Raw genomic sequence first — 19,170 nt, 5'->3', positions numbered from 1 at the left:
GCATATGTATTTTTGTTGAGCGATCGCTAAAAATCTTATCAGATAGCGCGATCGCTTTTACTTTTGGCGATCGGAGCCGAGAATGAAACAGCCCTGGGGGTTGCCCGACTCCCGATGTCCTATTACCTATTACCAATGAAAGACTTAACTCGTAGACAATTTATCGCTGTCACTGCCTTAAGCGCCGGATTTGCCCTAGCAGTTCATCCTATTGCTGCGGCCGTTATCACCACTGATGCTAGCGGTTTAATCGCAGGTGAAGTCAAGATTCCCGTCAAAGATGGCGAAATTCCAGCCTACAGAGCAATGCCTGCTAATGGTAGCAATTTTCCCGTGGTAATCGTGATTCAGGAAATCTTCGGAGTTCATGCTCATATTCAAGACATTTGTCGCCGTTTTGCTAAATTAGGTTATTTAGCGATCGCCCCAGAAATGTTTGCCCGTCAAGGTGATGTTTCTAAAATGACCGACATTCAAGAAATCATCAGCAAAGTAGTTTCTAAAGTCCCCGATGCTCAAGTTATGTCGGATTTGGATGCTACGGTAGATTGGGCACAAAAGTCAGGAAAAGGCAATATTAATAAGTTGGGAATTACAGGATTTTGCTGGGGAGGCAGAATAGTGTGGCTCTACGCCGCCCACAACCCCAAAGTTAAAGCAGGAGTGGCTTGGTACGGGCGTGTGGTTGGCGATGCTACGGCTTTGACTCCAAAACAGCCGATCGACATTGCACCAACTTTGAAAGTGCCAGTATTGGGGCTTTACGGTGCCAAAGACGAGTCAATTCCCACCGATACAGTGGAGAAAATGCGCCAAGTTCTCAAAACAGGCAGTAGCGGTTCAGAAATTGTGATTTATCCAGATACACCCCACGGATTTAACGCCGACTATCGCCCCACTTACCGCGAAAAAGAAGCTAAGGATGGTTGGAAGCGGTTGCAAGATTGGTTTAAGAAGTCGGGGGTTGCATAAGAGTTGTGAGTAGTGAGTTGTGAGTGGCAGTTTAAAATTATCTTCGTCCCTCCCAACTCACTCCAAATCAAGCAATTTCTGGCTGAAACCTTTGATGGGATTTAGCTTTGATGCTGAAGAACAAAACACTAATCAAAAGTATCAAAACCACAATTGTTCTCCAGTGAACTAAAAAAGGCAGACCCGCAGCCAAAAATATGCGTCTCGGAAAAAACAGCAGAAATACTAGACCTATCATGCCGAGAGAAGCTTTTTGATTGCCGTAGCAATACAGCCACAGAGATGTTAGTATGGGGAGCAAACCAACGTAATCGTAAACATGAGTATATCCTAAAAATGTAAACGATATACCCATCAGTACAGCAAAAATATCTTCTGTGTTGATTCTATTGCGGAATACCCACAACAAAGCAGTTAAAATCAACCCCAAAATTTTGATTCCTGGTAGATTCCAGCCAAAAAAAGCCAACAGACTTTCCATGCCGACTTTATCTTGAAACCCCGGCTTATTGAAAGTTACAACTAGGTAACTATCTTGAATTCCTTGATGCCATGCTTCCAGGGTGCCAATGGGCCCGCCGTAGAATACCAAGGGATAAGCACTCATAACTACCACGGTTAGCAGGGATACAGCTAATATTTTCCAGTTGCGTTCTAACAAAAACCAAAAACCGAGCAATAAGCAGATTTGTGGCTTAAAGCTAGCTAAACCCAAACAGATCCCCGCTAATACATATTTTTGTCTTTGGCTGAAAAACCAAGCACCCATTGTAGCAGCAAAAGATATCAAAGAAGTTTGACCCATCCACACCACATGAGTGGTGAATGGGTTGCCAATAATGATGGCTGCCATTACCCAACGGCCGAGTTGATGTCCACGATGATTTGGGGATCTATTTATCGTCTCCAGTGTCATCACCACGATAGCTGCGATCGAGATCAAGTTGAGTCCTACCCAGACGAACTTGGCAACTGAGTAATCAAAGAGACCTACAAACAGACAAAATATTGCGGCTTGAGGAGGATAAAAGAAACCGCCATCCTCAAAGCCAGGAATTTCCTTGATTCCGGCTACACTTTTATTCAAAAGATCGAGCTTGTAGGGATTCAAACCCATCAACCAAGCACGTCCAGCAGCGTAAATCGTGGCACCGTCAAAATTGAGCGGGCTGTTGATATCTCTGCCAATCCCTATTATCCCAAAACAAATTAGAGATAATACGCTTAATCCGACTATACCTAAACCAAAGTTCCGCTTAAATGATTCTGTCATCAGCATATCTCCGAATTGGTTTAAAGTTTGAAGATGGAAAAAAAATACAAATTTTAACTTGATAATCTTGCAATTAAGTATATACTTAGGTTCATGTGTTATGCAAATTAATGAAAGTTAATCAAATAAATAGGGATGTAGCAGAAAATTTTGTATCAAAAAAAGCAATATTGGCAGTCTCAGCATTCGTGTCGCTCCGATCGCCCTTGAGACAGTTGGTTTGTTGGGTCTCCAAAAGTTAAACTTGGCGGTGTAGAGTTATCGATCGAACAGGTAAGCCCGTGCTAGACGAACAAGCGAAAAAGACCATCCTCCGCAAAATCCCTCATGGACTATACATCTGCGGTGTCAAAGACGGTGAAGAAGTCAACGGCTTCACCGCTAGCTGGGTGATGCAATCTTCCTTTACTCCTCCCTTAGTGGTGAACTGCGTCAAGCAAGACTCCAAATCCCACGCCATGATTAAAGCTAGTGGTGTCTTTGCTTTGAGTTTCCTGGAAGCAGGACAAAAAGAGTTAGCCCAAAAATTCTTTAAGCCCCAGCGCCGGGTAGGTAATAAATTTGAGGATGTAGAATTTTATGCCGGGGCCGAAACTGGTTGTCCGATTATTTCGGATTCTCTGGGTTATCTGGAGTGCAAGGTTGTGGGCGCTGTGGAACACGGCGATCATACGGTGTATGTGGGTGAAGTTGTGGCTGCGGGGGTTCACCGGGAGGGCGAACCGTTGCTGCTAGAAAGCACTGGCTGGAATTACGGCGGCTAGAAATTTGACAATTGGCAATTGACAATTGCCAGTTGTCAGTTGTCAGTTGTCAGTTGTCAGTTGTCAGTTGCCAGTTGCCAGTTGTTAGTTGTCAGTTGTTAGTTGTTAGTTGTCAGTTGTCAGTTGTTAGTTGTTAGTTGTCAGTTGTTAGTTGTTAGTTGTTAGTTGTTAGTTGTTAGTTGTTAGTTGTTAGTTGTCAGTTGTCAGTTGTTAGTTGTCAGTTGTTAGTTGTTAGTTGTTAGTTGTCAGTTGTTAGTTGTTAGTTGTTATAGCAATCCTAAATCATTCATGAGGATTTGTAGGGGTAGTGCCCCCGTGCCTACCCCAGCATCTAGGGGCAACCACGGGGGGATTGCCCCTACAACAATTACACAACTGATTTAGGATTGCTATAGTTGTCAGTTGTTAGTTGTTAGTTGTTAGTTAGTTGTTAGTTGTCAGTTGTTAGTTGTTAGTTGTCAGTTGTTAGTTGTCAGTTGTCAGTTGTTAGTTGTTGTTTGTTTAGGGTCATTTGTCTGTTGTGAGGCGAGTTAAAATCAATGAAAAATCGGCGACAATTTTGTCTGTATTTTTTAGTGTTAATATGGGGACGTGTACGAAAACACATTGGGTGTTCAGTTGAGAGTCAGCAAGGTGTTTTAATACTGCATAATAAAGGGCTTCACAAACAAATCTTCCGGCGTTATGACTAATTTTGATGGTGGGTAAATCACCAATTAAATCTTCAAGATTGACTGTTGTTTTCATAATTTCTTGGTCGGAGCAAGCGCAGGATTCTAGGGTTAATGTTTGGGAAATTTCTGCCATGCCACAGCAGACGATTAGATCTGGTTGGAGTTGGTTGATTTTGGCGATCGCCAAATTGGGCGCTTCCTGGAAATCTACTGGCAGTTTTCTCAAGAAACTCAGGGAGTAAGGCAAAGATTTAATCAGCGAAATTCTGCCTAATAAGTCGTCAGAAGAGTTGGATTTTTGATGAGGTTGCCAAGTGTCGAAGGATGTTAGCAAAATTTTGGTATTCATCAATAATTTTGGTAATATAGTTCCATTGATAATATAAGGCAAGTAAGTCAATGTCTGTCATTGCAGTAGTGGACTATGACATGGGCAATCTGCACTCGGTCTGTAAAGGCTTGGAAAATGTGGGTGCAGTGCCAAAAATTACGGACGATCCGGCTATGATTGACCAGGCTGATGCCGTAGTTTTACCGGGTGTGGGTTCCTTCGATCCGGCAATGCAGAATTTAAGAACCCGCGGATTGATAGAACCGATAATCAGTGCGATCGCATCGGGAAAACCTTTTTTAGGCATCTGTTTGGGTTTGCAAATCCTGTTTGAAAGTTCCGAAGAAGGTTTAGAACCGGGTTTGGGAGTGATTTCGGGAACTGTGCGACGGTTTAGTTCAGAGCCTGGGTTGACAATTCCGCACATGGGATGGAATCAATTGCAATTTGCTCAGGATTTGTCGCTGTGGCAAAATTTGCCTGCTGAACCTTGGGTTTATTTTGTGCATTCTTATTATGTCGATCCAGTCGATCCGAAAGTGCGATCGGCAATGGTGACTCACGGTAGTCAAAATGTGACGGCGGCGATCGCCAAAGATAATCTGATGGCTGTACAATTTCACCCGGAAAAGTCTTCGAGTACGGGATTGCAAATTTTGTCAAATTTTGTGATGCAGGTGAGGGAAAAAGTAGCTGCTTAAAGTCGATTAAAAACCCGGTTTCTTGAAGAAACCGGGTTTTTAGGAAAGCTGTACATTCTGAAGAATGGGAGTCTATAGTGACCGGGGGTGTCCATTTAGACATTTTAAAATCACTATCGATCGCGCTGTCACAGGAATATTTTTCCGCTTTGTATAAATGATCCCTTGAGATTCCACAAATTTCGGTTCGGCGGTGTCGAGAATGGCAATCCACTGCAAGCCCTGAAAGCGGGGAGGAATCACGAAATCGATCGCCTCCCAATAAGCATTGAAAAACAGCAAAAAACTATCATCAATAATCCGTTCGCCACGAGCATTTGGATAGGGAAGTTCTTCACCGTTGAGGAAAATTCCGATCGCCTTGGCGTGCCCTACTTTCCACTGTTCATCAGTCATTTCCCCGCCGTCGGGGTTGAACCAGGTAATATCGCTAACTTGAGAACCGTGAATCGCACGTCCTTGGAACCACTTACGGCGACGAAATATGGGATGTTCGCGCCGCAAGCCGGTTAACTGGCGCGTAAATTCGAGCAAGTCAGCATTTTTGTGCTGCAATCCCCAATCCACCCAAGAGATTTCGTTATCCTGACAATAGGCGTTGTTATTGCCGCCTTGACTTCGCCCCATTTCATCTCCAGCCACCAGCATGGGAACACCTTGAGACAACAGTAACGAAGTCAGGAAATTCCGCTGTTGGCGTTCTCGCAGCAACTGGACTTGGGGATCGTCGGTGTCGCCATCCCCAGCACAGGGGTCAAAACAGGGTGCAGATGCTCCTGCTTCTAGAGCTTGGGTGGCTGCAAATTCGATCGCCGTGCAGTTCCAGGCTCGATTGTAGTTTTCCCCATCCCGACTGTTTTCGCCATTGGCTTCGTTATGTTTGTGGTTGTAACTGACGAGATCCTTGAGCGTAAATCCATCGTGGGCGGTGATAAAGTTGATACTGGCATGGGGTCGCCGTCCGTTACTTTCGTAGAGGTCGGAACTCCCAGTAAAGCTATAGGCAAACTGAGACAGAGTTTCGTTGGTTCCCCGCCAAAAGTCCCGCATGGTATCGCGGTAGCGGCCGTTCCACTCGGACCACAGCAAGGGAAATTGACCAACTTGATAGCCACCCTCGCCGATATCCCAGGGTTCAGCGATTAACTTGACCTCGCACAAAACGGGGTCTTGGTGGATGATGTCAAAAAAGGCGGCAAAGGTATCGACGCGATCGGTTTCCCGCGCTAAAACCGTCGCCAAATCGAAGCGGAACCCATCGACGTGCATCTCCAACACCCAATAGCGCAAGCTGTCCATAATCAGCTTCAACACTTGGGGATGACAGACATTCAGGGAGTTGCCACAGCCACTATAATCCATATAGTAGCGGGGAGCGCCTTCGACGAGGCGGTAGTAAGCGGCATTGTCAAGGCCACGAAATGAGAGGGTTGGGCCCATGTGGTTGCCCTCTCCTGTGTGGTTGTAGACCACATCGATAATCACCTCAATTCCAGCAGCGTGTAAGGCTTTGACCATCTCCTTAAACTCATTCACCTGTTGACCGGTGTTGCCACTGGCGCTGTAGCCGGAGTAAGGCGCGAGATAGTTGATCGAATCGTAGCCCCAGTAGTTTCGCAATCCCTTGGCTTCGAGAAAGCCCGGACAGCCGATGAAGTGATGGACGGGGAGGAGTTCGACGGCGGTAATCCCCAAGGATTTAAGGTGGTCGATGGCGGCGGGATGGGCGAGTCCGGCGTAGGTTCCCTGCAAAGCTTCTGGAATGTCGGGATGGAGTTTAGTAAAGCCTTTGACGTGCATCTCGTAGATGACGGTTTTGTGCCACGCCAGTTGGGGGTGAGTGTCACCTTCCCAATCGAAGGATTCATCGATGACAACGGCTTTGGGGACTAAGTGAGAATCGTCTAAGGCACTATAGGATAGGTCTTCCTTTTCGTCGTCCCAGTCATAGCCGAAGATTTCCCGTCCGTGAACCACGTCTCCTGCGATCGCTTTAGCGTAGGGGTCGATCAACAGTTTGGCAGGGTTGAAGCGATGTCCCGCTGAGGGGTTGTAGGGGCCGTGAACGCGAAACCCGTACAATTGACCGGGTTTGATGCCAGGAATGTAGCAGTGCCAGATGAAGTTGTAGACTTCAGTCAGTGGCAGTCGAGTTTCCCAACCTTGTTCATCGAACAAGCACAATTCAACCCCTGTGGCATTTTCTGAAAACAGGCCAAAATTTGTGCCTTCGCCATCCCATTTTGAACCCAAGGGATAGGGTTTTCCGGGCCAAAGTTTTAAATCCATAGAATCCAAATCGTAATCCTCTCATACCACAATTAGAGCAATCTTGAGATGTGTAGTTGGGCGCAACGGCTGCAACTGCCCGATCCCAGATTTGTGCGTAGTAGTCCAGCTCTAGAGTGAATTTATATTTACTAGCATCATATCACTAACCTCCCGATGTTTACCTCGATCGCTCAAGGACTCAACTGCATGAATCTCAGACTTGTGACCAGTTCAGATGAGACTATCAAAATGTTTTGGGTGCGCTCAAATCAAATCAGCCAACCAATCCGCCAGCAGCATATCCCAAAATCTCTACCCCCATAATGCCATGAATTTTTGCCGATTTTTCGCGGAGATTATTGCTTGATGATTCTTGTTTTTGCTTCAAAAACTAGCGGAATATAGTTGAGATTCAACGCTTATGTGCTATAATTAAACTTACATTCAAACTTCTGTTTTCCCATCTAAAAAAACAGAATCTACTTTAAGATCGGAATTTTAAATGAGCTTGAGAATCTGTGGCAATCGCCAACTAAAAACCCTGCCCGGACTCGCAACTCGCCCCACACCTGCGCGAGTCAGAGAAGCTTTATTTAATATTTGGCAAGGGACGATCGCCGATTGCAGATGGCTTGATATTTGTACCGGTAGTGGCTCCATGGGTGCAGAAGCTTTGTGTCGCGGGGCTTTGAGTGTCACTGGGATTGAACAGTCGGCGAAAGCTTGTGCGATTATTCAGCAAAATTGGCAGCAAGTGGCAAAGTCATCCCAAGAATTTCACATCTTGCGGGGAAGTGCGACTGCGAAATTGGCGACTCTAGCCCGACACCAGTTCGATCGCATTTACTTCGATCCGCCCTACGCCAGCAACTTGTACGAGCCTGTCTTGAATGCGATCGCCAGCCAAGAAATGTTAGCACCCCATGGTGAAATAGCGATCGAACACAGTCGCCAGCGCGAGGCTGTCCCCATTTCCGGTCTCGAAATTTGTCGCCAAAAATTCTACGGCAATACAGCCTTAACCTTCTACACTCACAGTTGTTGAGCCATGCCAAGGGTAACTGTTGGTCTGGCGACACCGCTGGAGTGCAACTAAACTGGTATCCTAGAACCGGCCGAGCAACCTGAAAGTTTAATTAGATGGCGTATATTCACAAATAATCAAACTTTTGTCAGGGTAGTCAGGTTGCTGGAGCCATCCCAGAAATAAATCGACTTAACGCTGAAAAAAAAGACTTTCAGTTGTACCATAAACTGCAAAGTGTGAGTGTGAATATTCCTAAAGGAGTGAATATGGTTCAGACACCTTCGCGCCATCGCGGCAGCGAATTTCAGGCTGCTAACTCAGTACAGCCAGCCAAACGCCCAGAGACTATTTTGGTGGGAAACAACCTCCCCCTGCCAAATACCAAACTATTCGGCACAGACGGCATTCGTGGCAAAGTAGGAGAATTGCTGAATGCACCGCTAGCAATGCAAATTGGCTTCTGGGCAGGACAAGTTTTACGCCAAAATTCCCCCAACCAAGGCCCGGTGATTTTGGGCCAAGACAGCAGAAATTCCAGCGATATGCTGGCAATGGCACTGTCGGCGGGTTTGACAGCCGCTGGTTTAGAAGTCTGGAATTTGGGCCTGTGCCCTACTCCCTGCGTTGCCTATCTGGCAAGTGTTACCGAGTCCATGGGCGGAGTGATGATTTCCGCTTCCCACAATCCCCCAGAAGATAACGGTATTAAGTTTTTCGGTGCCAGTGGCACGAAGCTGTCTCAGCAGTTGCAAGAACAAATCGAAGCGGGCATCCGAGGGGCCAAGGTTCCCATTGCTAGCTTGACTTCCGGCTATCACCACCACCGCCCAGAGTTAGTTAAAGATTATGCCACTTCCTTGGAAGGTTCACTGCAAGGAGTGAATTTGCGCGGAATGCGGATCGTGTTGGATTTGGCTTGGGGGGCGGCCGCGCGCTTGGGTGAGGCGGTGTTCGCGCAAATGGGGGCCGATGTTATCTGTTTACACAACTCTCCTGATGGCGATCGCATTAATGTTAACTGCGGTTCTACTCATCTCGACAGTTTGCAAGCTGCTGTTTTAGAGCACAATGCTGATTTGGGATTTGCTTTTGATGGCGATGCCGATCGAGTTTTGGGTGTTGACAACCAAGGTCGATCGATTGATGGCGATTACATTCTTTATCTGTGGGGCAAGAATTTGCGGCAGCGCGAACAATTGCCAGAAAATTTAATTATTTCTACTGTAATGGCTAACCTCGGCTTTGAGCGAGCTTGGGAAGAATTGGGGGGCAAATTAATTAGAACTGCGGTGGGAGATCAGCACGTTCATGCTGAAATGGAGCGCACCGGTGCGATGTTGGGCGGCGAACAGTCGGGACACATTCTTTGCCCTCATTACGGTATCGGCGGCGATGGTTTGTTGACGGCTTTGCACATGGCTTCCCTGGTGCGGGAGTCTGGGGAATCCTTGGCACAATTGGTGGATGGCAGCTTTGAAACTTATCCCCAATTGTTGCGCAATGTCCGTGTGGACGATCGGGAAAAACGCCTGAAATGGCAGGAATGCGAGGCTTTGCAAGGAGCGATCGCCCGTGCTAAAACTGCAATGGGAGAAGAAGGACGGGTGCTCGTCCGCGCTTCTGGCACTGAACCTTTGATCCGAGTCATGGTGGAAGCTTCCAGCGCAGAATTGGCTAATTTTTGGACTGAAAATTTAGTTTTAGCAGTTCAGAAATACCACACTATTTGATGAAAATTGGGCATGGGGAATAGGGCATGGGGAATTGGTAATTGCTAATAATGTTCCTCTTCCCAGTGTACTTTCCCCATTTCTGATTTACATCAAATCGGTTAAATGATTCATAAAAAAACTTAAAATGATCATTTCTGTTGCCATCCCCACCTACAACCGCGAGCAAAGCCTGCGAGAGACGCTGGCTGATTTGATGGGGCAAGATTATCACAGTTTTGAAGTCTTAGTAATCGATCAAACTCCCATCCATGAATCCGAAACTCAAGTTTATTTAGAACAATTGGCTAATGCTGGTAGGATTCGCTGGTTTCGGGTAAATTGGGCTAATTTGCCTGGTGCTCGTAATTATGCGGTGCGGCGCGCCGTTGGAGATATTATTTTATTTATTGATGATGATGTACAGTTGCCGAAGGGTTTTTTGGCTGCTCATGCTAGTAACTATTTAGCCCAACCGGATATCGGATGTGTGGCGGGTAGGGTTTTTGACAGAATGAAATTGGGTGATTCTGGGGGTGATTTGGCGATCGAATATTTGCCACCAGAAGCGATGGATGCAGCGATTGGTTGGTATTTTATCGACTTGGTACATACTATACAACCACAGCAAGTGCTCTCGGCTAGAGGTTGCAATATGTCATTTCGCAGGGGGGTTTTTGCCGAGTGCGGTTTGAGCTTCGATGAACGGTTTGCAGGTAGTGCGGTGCGGGAAGAGTCGGATTTTTGCTTGAGATTGCGATCGACTGGTTTTAAAATTTGGTACGATCCCAATGCTTGTTTAGTTCATTTGGGAGAAGAAAGCGGCGGGTGTCACGACATAAGTACGCGATCGCTCGAATATCAAGTCACATTTTATCACAACCACTTCCTGATGGGATTGAAAAATTTAACAGTATTTCAATGCCTAAGATTTTTTGCCAAACTGTTTGACTGTCACGTTTTTGGCAATCCACCTTGCTATAAAAGTCGATCGCCCCTTAAAATCCTCAGCAGATTTGCATTTTACATTCTGGGTTTTCTCAGCGCTATCAACACGCTAATTCAGTCGATCGCCAGAGACGGACAAATCTACACCCATCAAGATAACATCAACGCTAAATAATTTTTATTCCCAATTCCCCAATTCGCCAATTCGCCAATTCCCCAATTCGCCAATTCCCCAATTCCCCAATTCCCCAATTCCCAATAAATGAGAATCCTCGTTGCCAGCCACACCTATATTGTTGACATCAATCGGGCAAAATTCAAGATTTTAGCAAACCTTGAACCTGCCATCGAAGTAACAGTTATAGTACCGCAACGCTGGAAACCAGGAGGCGTACAAAATAAAACCATAGAAAGTGAATTTTATCAAGAAGGTTCATTTAAAGTAGTACCAATTTATAACTTTAGTCAAAACAATCAAGGCTTACTCACATTTGGCAAAGATTTAATTAAGGTTTTACAGGAATTTAAACCGCAGATTATCCAAGTCGAACAAGGTTCAAAATCCCTAGCCTATGCCCAGTTAATATTACTAAATAATTTGCTCAATCTCAAAGCAAAAAATATCTTATTTACCTGGTGGAACTTATCCTATGAATTGAAATGGCCTATTTCCCTGTTAGAAAATTGCAATCTGCAAAACACCGATGGAATTATTGCCGGCAACCTAGACGGGGCTAAAATATTGCGCCAGCGGGGCTACACAGGTGCACTGCAAGTAATGCCACAACTGGGAGTAGATGAAACTTTTTTTTATCCCACTTCTAAAGATGCTGATTTATCGCGAAAATTAGGGATTCAACCTACAGATTTTGTTGTAGGCTATGTAGGGCGGTTTGTCGAAGAAAAAGGATTGTTAACGTTGGCGACAGCTTTAGCAGGCTTGAAAAAATACCCTTGGAAATGGCTGTTAGTAGGGCAAGGAAAATTGCGATCGCAAATTACCGAAAAATCTCTTGAATTGGGCATCAGCGACAAAATAATCTGGGTAGAAAGCGTTTCCCATGAAGCTGTACCCCCATACATTAACTTGATGGATTGTTTAGTATTGCCATCCCAAACAAGTTATAAATTCAAAACTTTAACAACAGTAGGTTGGAAAGAACAATTTGGCCATGTTTTAATCGAAGCCATGGCTTGTCAAGTTCCGGTAATCGGTTCCGACTGCGGCGAAATTCCCCACGTTATGGGAGATGCAGGCTTAGTATTTCCTGAAGGAAATGTAGAGAAATTGCAAGAGTGTTTGCATCAATTAATGGAGCAGCCGGAGTTGCTTGCAGATTTGGCTAAACGCGGTTACGATCGAGTCATGAATAGTTATACAAACAAAGCTTTAGCTCAACATTTATTAGATTTTTACCAAAAGTTAGTTACCTCAGATTAAAGAATAACTAACAACTAATAACCAATAACTAATGACTAACAATTGGAATTTTAATGATAAATTCAGTTCCTTTGCCGAGAGCGGAAATACAATTGATTTCACCTTGGTGTTTTTCTACAATAATTGAATGGGAAATCGCCAAACCCATCCCAGTCCCAGAACCGATCGCCTTTGTAGTATAGAATGGGTCAAATATCCGCTGCTTGACTCTATCTGTCATCCCTACACCGTTGTCAGCAATTGCGATCTCCACCAAATTACCTTCTACCTGTGTACAAATGTGGATGATTCCCGGATTTTGGCTCTGTTCTTCTACAGCATCGATCGCATTAGCTATTATATTCATAAACACCTGATTTAACAATCCGGCGTAGCAATCTACCAGCGGTAATTCTCCGTATTGTTTAATAACTTGAATTATAGGGCGATGGTACTCCCTACCCGCTACGCTAACGGGCTGAGCTTTCAGTCGGTGTTCCAAAATCATCAAAGTGCTGTCGATGCCTTCGTGCAGGTTGACACTTTTCATGTCAGATTCATCGAGACGAGAGAAATTCCGCAAGCTGCGCACAATATCCCGAATGCGAGTCGCTCCTACCTTCATCGAAGATAGCATTTTCGGCAAGTCTTCTAGCAAAAAATCTAGTTCTAAACTATCGATTTGATCCTGAATCGCTGGCGGTGGTTCAGGAAATTCCTCTCGATACATTTGCAGTAGTCTCATGAGATTTGTGGTGTATTCTTCTGTGTAGGTAAGATTGCCAAAAATAAAACTGATCGGGTTATTTATTTCGTGAGCAATGCCTGCTACCATTTGACCCAGACTTGACATTTTTTCGGCTTGAATGAGCTGAGTTTGAGCTTGCTGGAGTTTGTACAAAGCCCTTTCTATTTTAGTTGCTTGTTCTCGCGCAATTCGCGCTGAATCGAGACTTTGAGTGTAAAGTTCTGCTTGGTTAATCGCAATAGTTAATTGATTCCCGACTGCGACTAACAGTTCCACTTCCTCGTCACTCCAGCACCGCGTGATACCCGAAGTAGCGCAGCAAATTAGACCAATTCGACTCGAAGGTGTCTGAATCGGAATGTCTAACAGAGAATTGAATCCGATAGACAGGAAAAAATCCCGTTCTACCCCATCATTAACAGCCTCAAAATCGTCGATGCGAATAATTTCCAAATTGGCAATTAGTGCCGCGTGAGAACCTGTCATCGCAGTAGGATATAAACCTAACAGCGAGGGCAAATCAGGATTTTTGGCCTCGTATGTTACATTCCAAACAGGCTGTTCTGCGTCCGGCTGATACCAAATAAATAGACATCTATCGACTTGCAGCAAATCGCGAATCTGGTGTACTGTTGTTCCTAAAATAGTATCTAAATCCAGAGAAGCACGAATTTGACTCGCTAGTTGATTCACCAGTTTTTCCTGCTCAGCTAATTTGCGGAATCTCGCTTCTGACTCTTGCAATTTTCTTTGATATTCTTTTTGTTCCGTAACATCCAAACCCAAGCCAATCAACCCGATCGCACTGCCGGTGTCATCTTTTATTTTAGTTTTGATTATCTCTAAATGGTGTAATTCTCCATCAGCCAGTTGCAAAATTTCTTCACAATAAAATGAACAATCTTGACTCCATGCTTGCACATCAGATGCCATGCAGTTAGCCGATTCCTCTACTCCCAAAACTTCGGAATAGTGAGATGCAGCCAAAAATTTTGATTCAGGAATAGCCACATCTTCACAGAACGTTTTGTTAACTAACAACATCCGGCCGCTAGTATTCGTCATCCATACCCAGATGGGAGCATTATCAATAATTCCCCTCAAAGTTTGCTGTTGTTTCCCTAGAGCCACTTCGGTTTGTTTGCGTTTAATTCCCAGGGCGATGGTATCGGCTATGGATGGTAAAGCAATCTGCGTTGATTCCTTCAATTGTTGGCGACAAAACATCGCAATTACTCCTACTAATTGATTGTCAACAATCAGCGGATATCCGGCAAAAGCGACCAGTCCCTCTCGCGAAGCCCATTCTTTGTCCATGATATGGGGATGGGGATCTTCTAAAACAGCATTAGTCAGGTGGGGTTTTAGCTCTTGGGCTATTAAACCAATCTTAAATTCCCCCACAGGAATGCGACTGTGAGCACCATCTATGTGAGTATAAATCCCCCCACTTGCTTGTAGTTCCAATATATTATCATCTGGATTTAAAGTCCAAATCCGAGCAAAAGCAGCATCCAAATGGTCTACAACTGCATCGCAGCACTTTTGCAAGGTTGCAGCCAAAGTGGGATTTTGAGTGAGAGCAATTCCTACCTCTGCTGTGAATACAGACAGTTTTAATTGTGCTTCTAAAGATTGTTCTGCTTTTTTGCGATCGCTAATATCGGTGCAACTACCTACAATGCGATAAATTTGCCCCGATTTGTCCCGCAGCGGAGTCAGGTTTGTCATCAAACACACTTCTTTACCCTCGAAATTAGCGATCGCTTCGTAGGAAATTGAACTCTGTTTTTGGAGACATTCTCTGAGTTTTGTCCGAAAAAACGTTCCTATAGCTGTTCCAAACAGTTCTTGTGGAGTTTTACCCCACGCTTCCTCGGTGCTGATTCCACCCAGTAACTCGGCTGCTGGATTTAATCCGACGTAGCGAAACTCTCCGTCTTCCCCGACATCTACTACGAAAATGATGTAGTCCACACCGTCGTAAATGCTACGCAAAAATTCTGCTTTCTGTCGTAGTTGTTCTTCTGCAGTTTTGCGATCGGTAATAGGGCGAGTAACTCCTAGGATACCAATTATATTTCCTTCTTGGTCTCGCCACGGACTTTTAGTTGCTAGATATGTCTCCAGGTTCCCGTGAATGTCTTCTACTACTTCTTCGACGGTTTCCTCAATACCAGATTGGATAACTCGTCGGTCTATCTCTAAAAGTTTAGTAACTATTTTTTCGGAAAATAAATCAGTATCTTTTTTGCCTAGAATCTCTGTTTTTGACTTGCCAAAAAAAGCAGCAGTTTTCGAGTTAATCGAGACATACTCACCCTGAGTATCCTTGACAAAAATCAAGTCTTCCGTCCTGTCAAGTATACTTTCTAAAATAGAATTTCCTAGGGATTGGCATCCGGTAATGTCACGACCGACAGCATAGATTAATTCCTCTTCTCTAACAGAATTAATAGTCCAGGATATCGACTTATAAGAACCATCTTTGCATCTATAGCGGTTTTCCAATTTCTGAGAACTATTACTATCAGCTAGACTAGCAATTTTTTGACAAGTAATTTTTAGTTCTTTTGGATGTACAAACTCAATGAATTCTTTAGCTAAAAGTTCTGATTCGGAATAGCCTAGTAAGTTGGTCGTTGTGGCATTAACGAGTTTAAAATAACCGTCGAAACCAATCACGCATAGCATATCTAACGAAAAGTTAAAAAAGCGATTTTTGGCATTTATTTCATTTAACACGCGCTTTTCTTTCAGATTTTCTGTAGGAGTTAGTCCCCCTGAATCCGCCGAAAAGAACATCTTAGCTGCGGCGGACACTGCTAAAAAATGAATTGCTAGTTTACTTTGATAGAAGTTATGCAGGTTGGCTGTTATGCTAAACAATTTTGATAATAATTGTAGAATTATCCCCATTGAAAATAAACTAGGAATGCTATTTTTCATACTATTCCTCTAAATTTAGGTTAGTTATTGTGGATTGATAAACGTTTAAATCTAGATCTAAAATTACAATTCAGCAATTACCTGTTATTTATTATCTCCACCCAAGGAGTACCTCATGTTACTGACAAAAGCTATCTATCAAAATTTAATTCCTTTTTTATAATGGCACTAACTCTAGGAGATCTGCATTAGACATTTGGCGTAATATTGGCGTAATGTTGGCCTAATTCTTGTAATCAGTGGGATTGAATTAGATTGAATTAATGCTATTCACAAAAAATGAAGAAAAAATGAAGGTGTGGTTATGATTTATGAAGAAACAATGAAGAAGGACAATCTCAGGCTTTTATATATTAAGACTTGTCACAAATCTGCTGTGCAACTCCCATGTTATAAATCAGGGGTTTTGAGAATCATCGGTTGACGAGAAAGAGGAAGAAGCAGTAGCAGACAAAGCAGCCTTGCGCCCTAATTGCTGTTCCCGAATTCGCTCCAAATTTCCCGTCGGAATAGCAGCAATCAGTTGGCGGGTGTAAACTTGCTGCGGCTGGCGGTAAATGCGCTCTGCTGTGCCAATTTCTTCGATTTTACCCTTGTTCATGACGATCGCCCGATCGCTCATAAACTTTACAACACTTAAATCATGAGAAATAAAAATATAAGTTAATCCAAACTCTGTCTGTAACTCCTTCAATAAATTTAAAACTTGGGCTTGTACCGAAACATCCAAGGCCGAAACCGACTCATCACAAATAATAAACTTAGGATTTAAAGCCAAAGCCCTAGCAATACAAATACGCTGGCGTTGACCCCCAGAAAACTCGTGGGGATAGCGCCCCATGAAATTAGGATTCAAACCAACTCTCTCTAATAAATAAGCGGCGCGATCGCGCTGTTCCTGCTGATTTTTACCAACGCTATGAATCACCATCGGTTCCATCACCGCCGCCCCAACATTCAGCCGCGGATCGAGAGAACTAAAAGGGTCTTGAAAAATAATTTGCAAATCCCTGCGCAACCAGCGCAACTTGCGGGCATACTCTTTCTGTATCCGATAATTAGCCATCCATCGCCATTGAGAAATATTGTAAGCAGGAGGCGTAATTTCTTGACCTTCAAAAAAAACTTGACCGCTAGAAATCGGAATTAATTGTAACAAAGCTCTAGCCAAAGTAGATTTTCCACAACCAGATTCGCCTACTAAACCCAAAGTTTCCCCTGGATAAACCTCAAAAGAAATATCATTCACCGCCATAAACAAGCGCTTAGTTTCCCCAAATATACCAGGCACGGGGAAACCCACTTTCAAGTTATTTACAGTCAATAAAGGAGCGCTAAGATTAGGTAGCCGTGGTGCTTTTCCCGTGGCAAAAGCGGACAATCCGCCGCTGCTATCACCATCTAAATCGATATTTTTTTCCACAATTACTAACTCACCGCTAGCGTTAGTGGTGACATCCATAAAATCCGAAACTGTGGGTAAACGGCGCAATTGCTTTTCCAGAGTTGGGCGACAAGCTAATAGACCTTTTGTGTAAGGATGTTGGGGATTGCTAAAAATTTGTTCGATCGCCTCGCATTCCACAATTTTACCTCGATACATCACCGCCACCACATCAGCAATTTCAGCAATGACGCTCAAGTCGTGGGTAATAAAAATCATGGCCATACCTCTAGAGTCGCGCAACTCCCGCAGCAAAGCCAAGATAGTTGCTTGTACGGTGACATCTAAAGCGGTGGTAGGTTCATCTGCAATTAATAAAGTGGGATTGCAAGAAATCCCCATTGCAATCATCACCCGCTGGATTTGGCCTCCCGATAGTTCGTGGGGATAGCGATCGAGCATAGCCTGTTTTTGAGCGTTGATGAGCTGCATCAAATCGCGGCCTCCCGTCATTCCCTCTGGCCCCTCTGGGGAGGAATCCTGCTGTCTCCTGGCCAAACATTGCTGCTTGAGTTCCCCATCATCGGGTAGTAGCTTCACCTCTTGCAGCAGAGAAGCGGCCTTGCGTCGTGCGACGATTGGAGATAGCTGTTGGTGCAGACAAATCGCTTCCGTCAGTTGAAACCCGATGGTGTAAACGGGGTTGAGCGAACTCATTGGTTCTTGAAAAATGGTCGCAATTTGGCTGCCGCGGTATATTTGTTTTTCCTGGGAGTGCATTTCCAGTAGATTCACTGGCTGTTTCTGAGTGCCGTCTGTGCTTGAAGAGAACCAAATTTCCCCCGAAATTTGAGTTGATACATTGGGCAGTAAACCCATAATAGCTAGGGAAGTGACGGATTTTCCTGACCCGGATTCTCCCACGATTCCCAAGGTTTGGCCTCGCTTCACGTCAAAGGAAATGCCGTCAACTGCTTTGACTGTTGCAGGCCCATCGCCTGCATCGGCAGAGTCAAATTCAACCCGCAGGTTGCGAACTTCTAGGACGGTTTCACTCATGGGTGTATGGCAAGAGTTCAGGGGATGTTAGGTGGATTGTAGCAGAATCTTAGGTTTGTTAAATCTCGATCGCAGGTTTTCGGGCCTGTTCGACAAACAAGGAATTTAGGCGATCGCCTTAACTATGTGTCATTTATTACTTTCAGTATCGCGATCTACTTGTTCTTTCTGAGATTCCGGCGCTGGTTTTTGTTTATTTTGCGATTTTTTAGTTTTCTCTAAGGCCTCGGCGTAGGACCAAGCCATGCTTACCAAAAAAGCTTTGGCCATACCGTCCACATTGTTTAAATCCCGGTTTTCCGGCGATTCAGCTTTATCATTGCCATCCTTGGTCATATTTTTGTCAGCTCCTGGGAAAGTTTTGCTAGGGACTTTTTGCTGCGTGCGATCGAACCAAACAACTTGTAATTTTTATTACTTTTGCTGGCTAATTATTTTTAAGAGTAATACCCGAACTCATCATATCATAAACTGGTTTAGCGATCGATAAATTAGAAAGAAACTTGAACTTGGCTAGTTACCCGTAGCACGGACTCCTGTTGAAAATTGTCCTTATAGGTTTTAATGATTTTCTGGATATAACGCTCTTTTTCAGGAATATTTTCATAAATCAAAATAACTATTTTCGATTTTTCTCGAATCAGAATTCCCGAACTATTGAGAAACTGCCCATCAGCGTTTAATACGGTTAGTCCTTCCCGAAAGTGAGGGGTGATAACTACATTGACAAACTCTTGCCATTCTGATTCAGAAATCATCTCTCCTCCGGGTTTAGTTAAGCCAAAATATAATTCATCTTTGAGCAGAGTGGTTGGCTTGGCACTAGCATCCGCCGTTTTGGAGAGTTGAGCACGGGTAATTGTCGGGGAAACAATAGGAAAAATGAACAGCAGGGAAGCTAGGAAAATAAGGGGGAAATTTTTCTTCATAAATCTTCATA

Annotated in this window: 14 protein-coding genes and 1 pseudogene; 7 read left to right on the top strand and 8 right to left on the bottom strand. The window is 44.2% G+C overall.

The features are described 5' to 3' along the window. The first annotated feature begins 135 nt into the window (after positions 1 to 135). Entirely contained in the window at positions 136 to 972 is an 837-nt protein-coding gene (locus ACBR23_RS10710) for a dienelactone hydrolase family protein (RefSeq protein ID WP_371119485.1), read from the top strand. A 67-nt stretch (positions 973 to 1,039) separates the two neighbouring features. Here the strand turns inward: ACBR23_RS10710 and ACBR23_RS10705 are convergent, their stop codons facing one another. Next, complete coding sequence (locus ACBR23_RS10705) at positions 1,040 to 2,245, bottom strand: glycosyltransferase family 87 protein (protein ID WP_371119484.1); 1,206 nt, start codon at positions 2,243 to 2,245, stop codon at positions 1,040 to 1,042. 281 nt (positions 2,246 to 2,526) lie between these two features. Here ACBR23_RS10705 and ACBR23_RS10700 point away from each other — a divergent pair, with 281 nt between their 5' ends. Then, the gene (locus ACBR23_RS10700) at positions 2,527 to 3,009 is read left to right on the top strand and encodes a flavin reductase family protein (RefSeq protein WP_340525592.1); all 483 of its coding nucleotides are present in this window, start codon (positions 2,527 to 2,529) and stop codon (positions 3,007 to 3,009) included. A 507-nt stretch (positions 3,010 to 3,516) separates the two neighbouring features. Here the strand turns inward: ACBR23_RS10700 and ACBR23_RS10695 are convergent. After that, positions 3,517 to 4,032 (bottom strand): peptidase C15, encoded by a 516-nt coding sequence (locus ACBR23_RS10695; RefSeq protein ID WP_371114542.1) that lies wholly within the window; start codon positions 4,030 to 4,032, stop codon positions 3,517 to 3,519. A gap of 50 nt (positions 4,033 to 4,082) precedes the next feature. On the opposite strand from ACBR23_RS10695, the gene hisH reads away from it, so the two are divergent. Continuing rightward, a complete protein-coding gene (gene hisH / locus ACBR23_RS10690; protein WP_341736809.1) occupies positions 4,083 to 4,715 on the top strand; it encodes an imidazole glycerol phosphate synthase subunit HisH in 633 nt (210 codons plus the stop codon). Positions 4,716 to 4,787: 72 nt separating this feature from the next. On the opposite strand, the gene glgX is transcribed toward hisH, so the two are convergent. Both glgX and ACBR23_RS10680 read right to left on the bottom strand, forming a co-directional pair. Beyond that, the gene (glgX, locus tag ACBR23_RS10685) at positions 4,788 to 7,004 is read right to left on the bottom strand and encodes a glycogen debranching protein GlgX (RefSeq protein WP_371114543.1); all 2,217 of its coding nucleotides are present in this window, start codon (positions 7,002 to 7,004) and stop codon (positions 4,788 to 4,790) included. Beyond that, positions 6,901 to 7,116, bottom strand: a pseudogene (locus tag ACBR23_RS10680) (hypothetical protein); the annotation flags it as partial. The pseudogene ACBR23_RS10680 and the gene glgX, both read right to left, overlap by 104 nt. A 372-nt stretch (positions 7,117 to 7,488) precedes the next feature. Here ACBR23_RS10680 and rsmD point away from each other — a divergent pair. The 4 genes from rsmD to hpsO all read left to right on the top strand — a co-directional run bounded on the left by rsmD (position 7,489) and on the right by hpsO (position 12,111). Next, positions 7,489 to 8,031, top strand: a complete 543-nt coding sequence (gene rsmD / locus ACBR23_RS10675) for a 16S rRNA (guanine(966)-N(2))-methyltransferase RsmD (protein ID WP_371114544.1) — start codon at positions 7,489 to 7,491, stop codon at positions 8,029 to 8,031. A gap of 248 nt (positions 8,032 to 8,279) precedes the next feature. Beyond that, positions 8,280 to 9,743 carry a phosphoglucosamine mutase gene (gene glmM, locus ACBR23_RS10670; RefSeq protein WP_371114545.1) on the top strand — a complete coding sequence of 488 codons (1,464 nt, stop codon included), beginning with the start codon at positions 8,280 to 8,282 and terminating at the stop codon, positions 9,741 to 9,743. Positions 9,744 to 9,870: 127 nt separating this feature from the next. Further along, positions 9,871 to 10,845, top strand: coding sequence for a hormogonium polysaccharide biosynthesis glycosyltransferase HpsN (hpsN, locus tag ACBR23_RS10665; protein WP_371114546.1), 975 nt, complete (start codon positions 9,871 to 9,873; stop codon positions 10,843 to 10,845). An 87-nt stretch (positions 10,846 to 10,932) separates the two neighbouring features. Further along, on the top strand, positions 10,933 to 12,111 hold the full coding sequence (gene hpsO, locus ACBR23_RS10660; protein WP_371114547.1) for a hormogonium polysaccharide biosynthesis glycosyltransferase HpsO: 1,179 nt from the start codon (positions 10,933 to 10,935) through the stop codon (positions 12,109 to 12,111). A gap of 28 nt (positions 12,112 to 12,139) precedes the next feature. On the opposite strand, the gene ACBR23_RS10655 is transcribed toward hpsO, so the two are convergent. The 4 genes from ACBR23_RS10655 to ACBR23_RS10640 all read right to left on the bottom strand — a co-directional run bounded on the left by ACBR23_RS10655 (position 12,140) and on the right by ACBR23_RS10640 (position 19,159). Beyond that, positions 12,140 to 15,787 carry a PAS domain S-box protein gene (locus tag ACBR23_RS10655; RefSeq protein ID WP_371114548.1) on the bottom strand — a complete coding sequence of 1,216 codons (3,648 nt, stop codon included), beginning with the start codon at positions 15,785 to 15,787 and terminating at the stop codon, positions 12,140 to 12,142. A gap of 397 nt (positions 15,788 to 16,184) precedes the next feature. Then, positions 16,185 to 18,230 (bottom strand): ABC transporter ATP-binding protein, encoded by a 2,046-nt coding sequence (locus ACBR23_RS10650; protein ID WP_371114549.1) that lies wholly within the window; start codon positions 18,228 to 18,230, stop codon positions 16,185 to 16,187. A 129-nt stretch (positions 18,231 to 18,359) separates the two neighbouring features. Next, positions 18,360 to 18,566, bottom strand: coding sequence for a hypothetical protein (locus ACBR23_RS10645; RefSeq protein ID WP_371119483.1), 207 nt, complete (start codon positions 18,564 to 18,566; stop codon positions 18,360 to 18,362). Positions 18,567 to 18,721: 155 nt separating this feature from the next. Further along, a complete protein-coding gene (locus ACBR23_RS10640) occupies positions 18,722 to 19,159 on the bottom strand; it encodes a DUF3574 domain-containing protein (RefSeq protein WP_371119482.1) in 438 nt (145 codons plus the stop codon). Between the last annotated feature and the right edge of the window lie 11 nt (positions 19,160 to 19,170).

This window comes from Microcoleus sp., assembly GCF_041354475.1.
Taxonomy (GTDB): Bacteria; Cyanobacteriota; Cyanobacteriia; order Cyanobacteriales; family Microcoleaceae; genus Microcoleus.
Note: the sequence above shows the minus strand (reverse complement) of the source record. Positions and strands in the feature narration are given on the sequence as shown.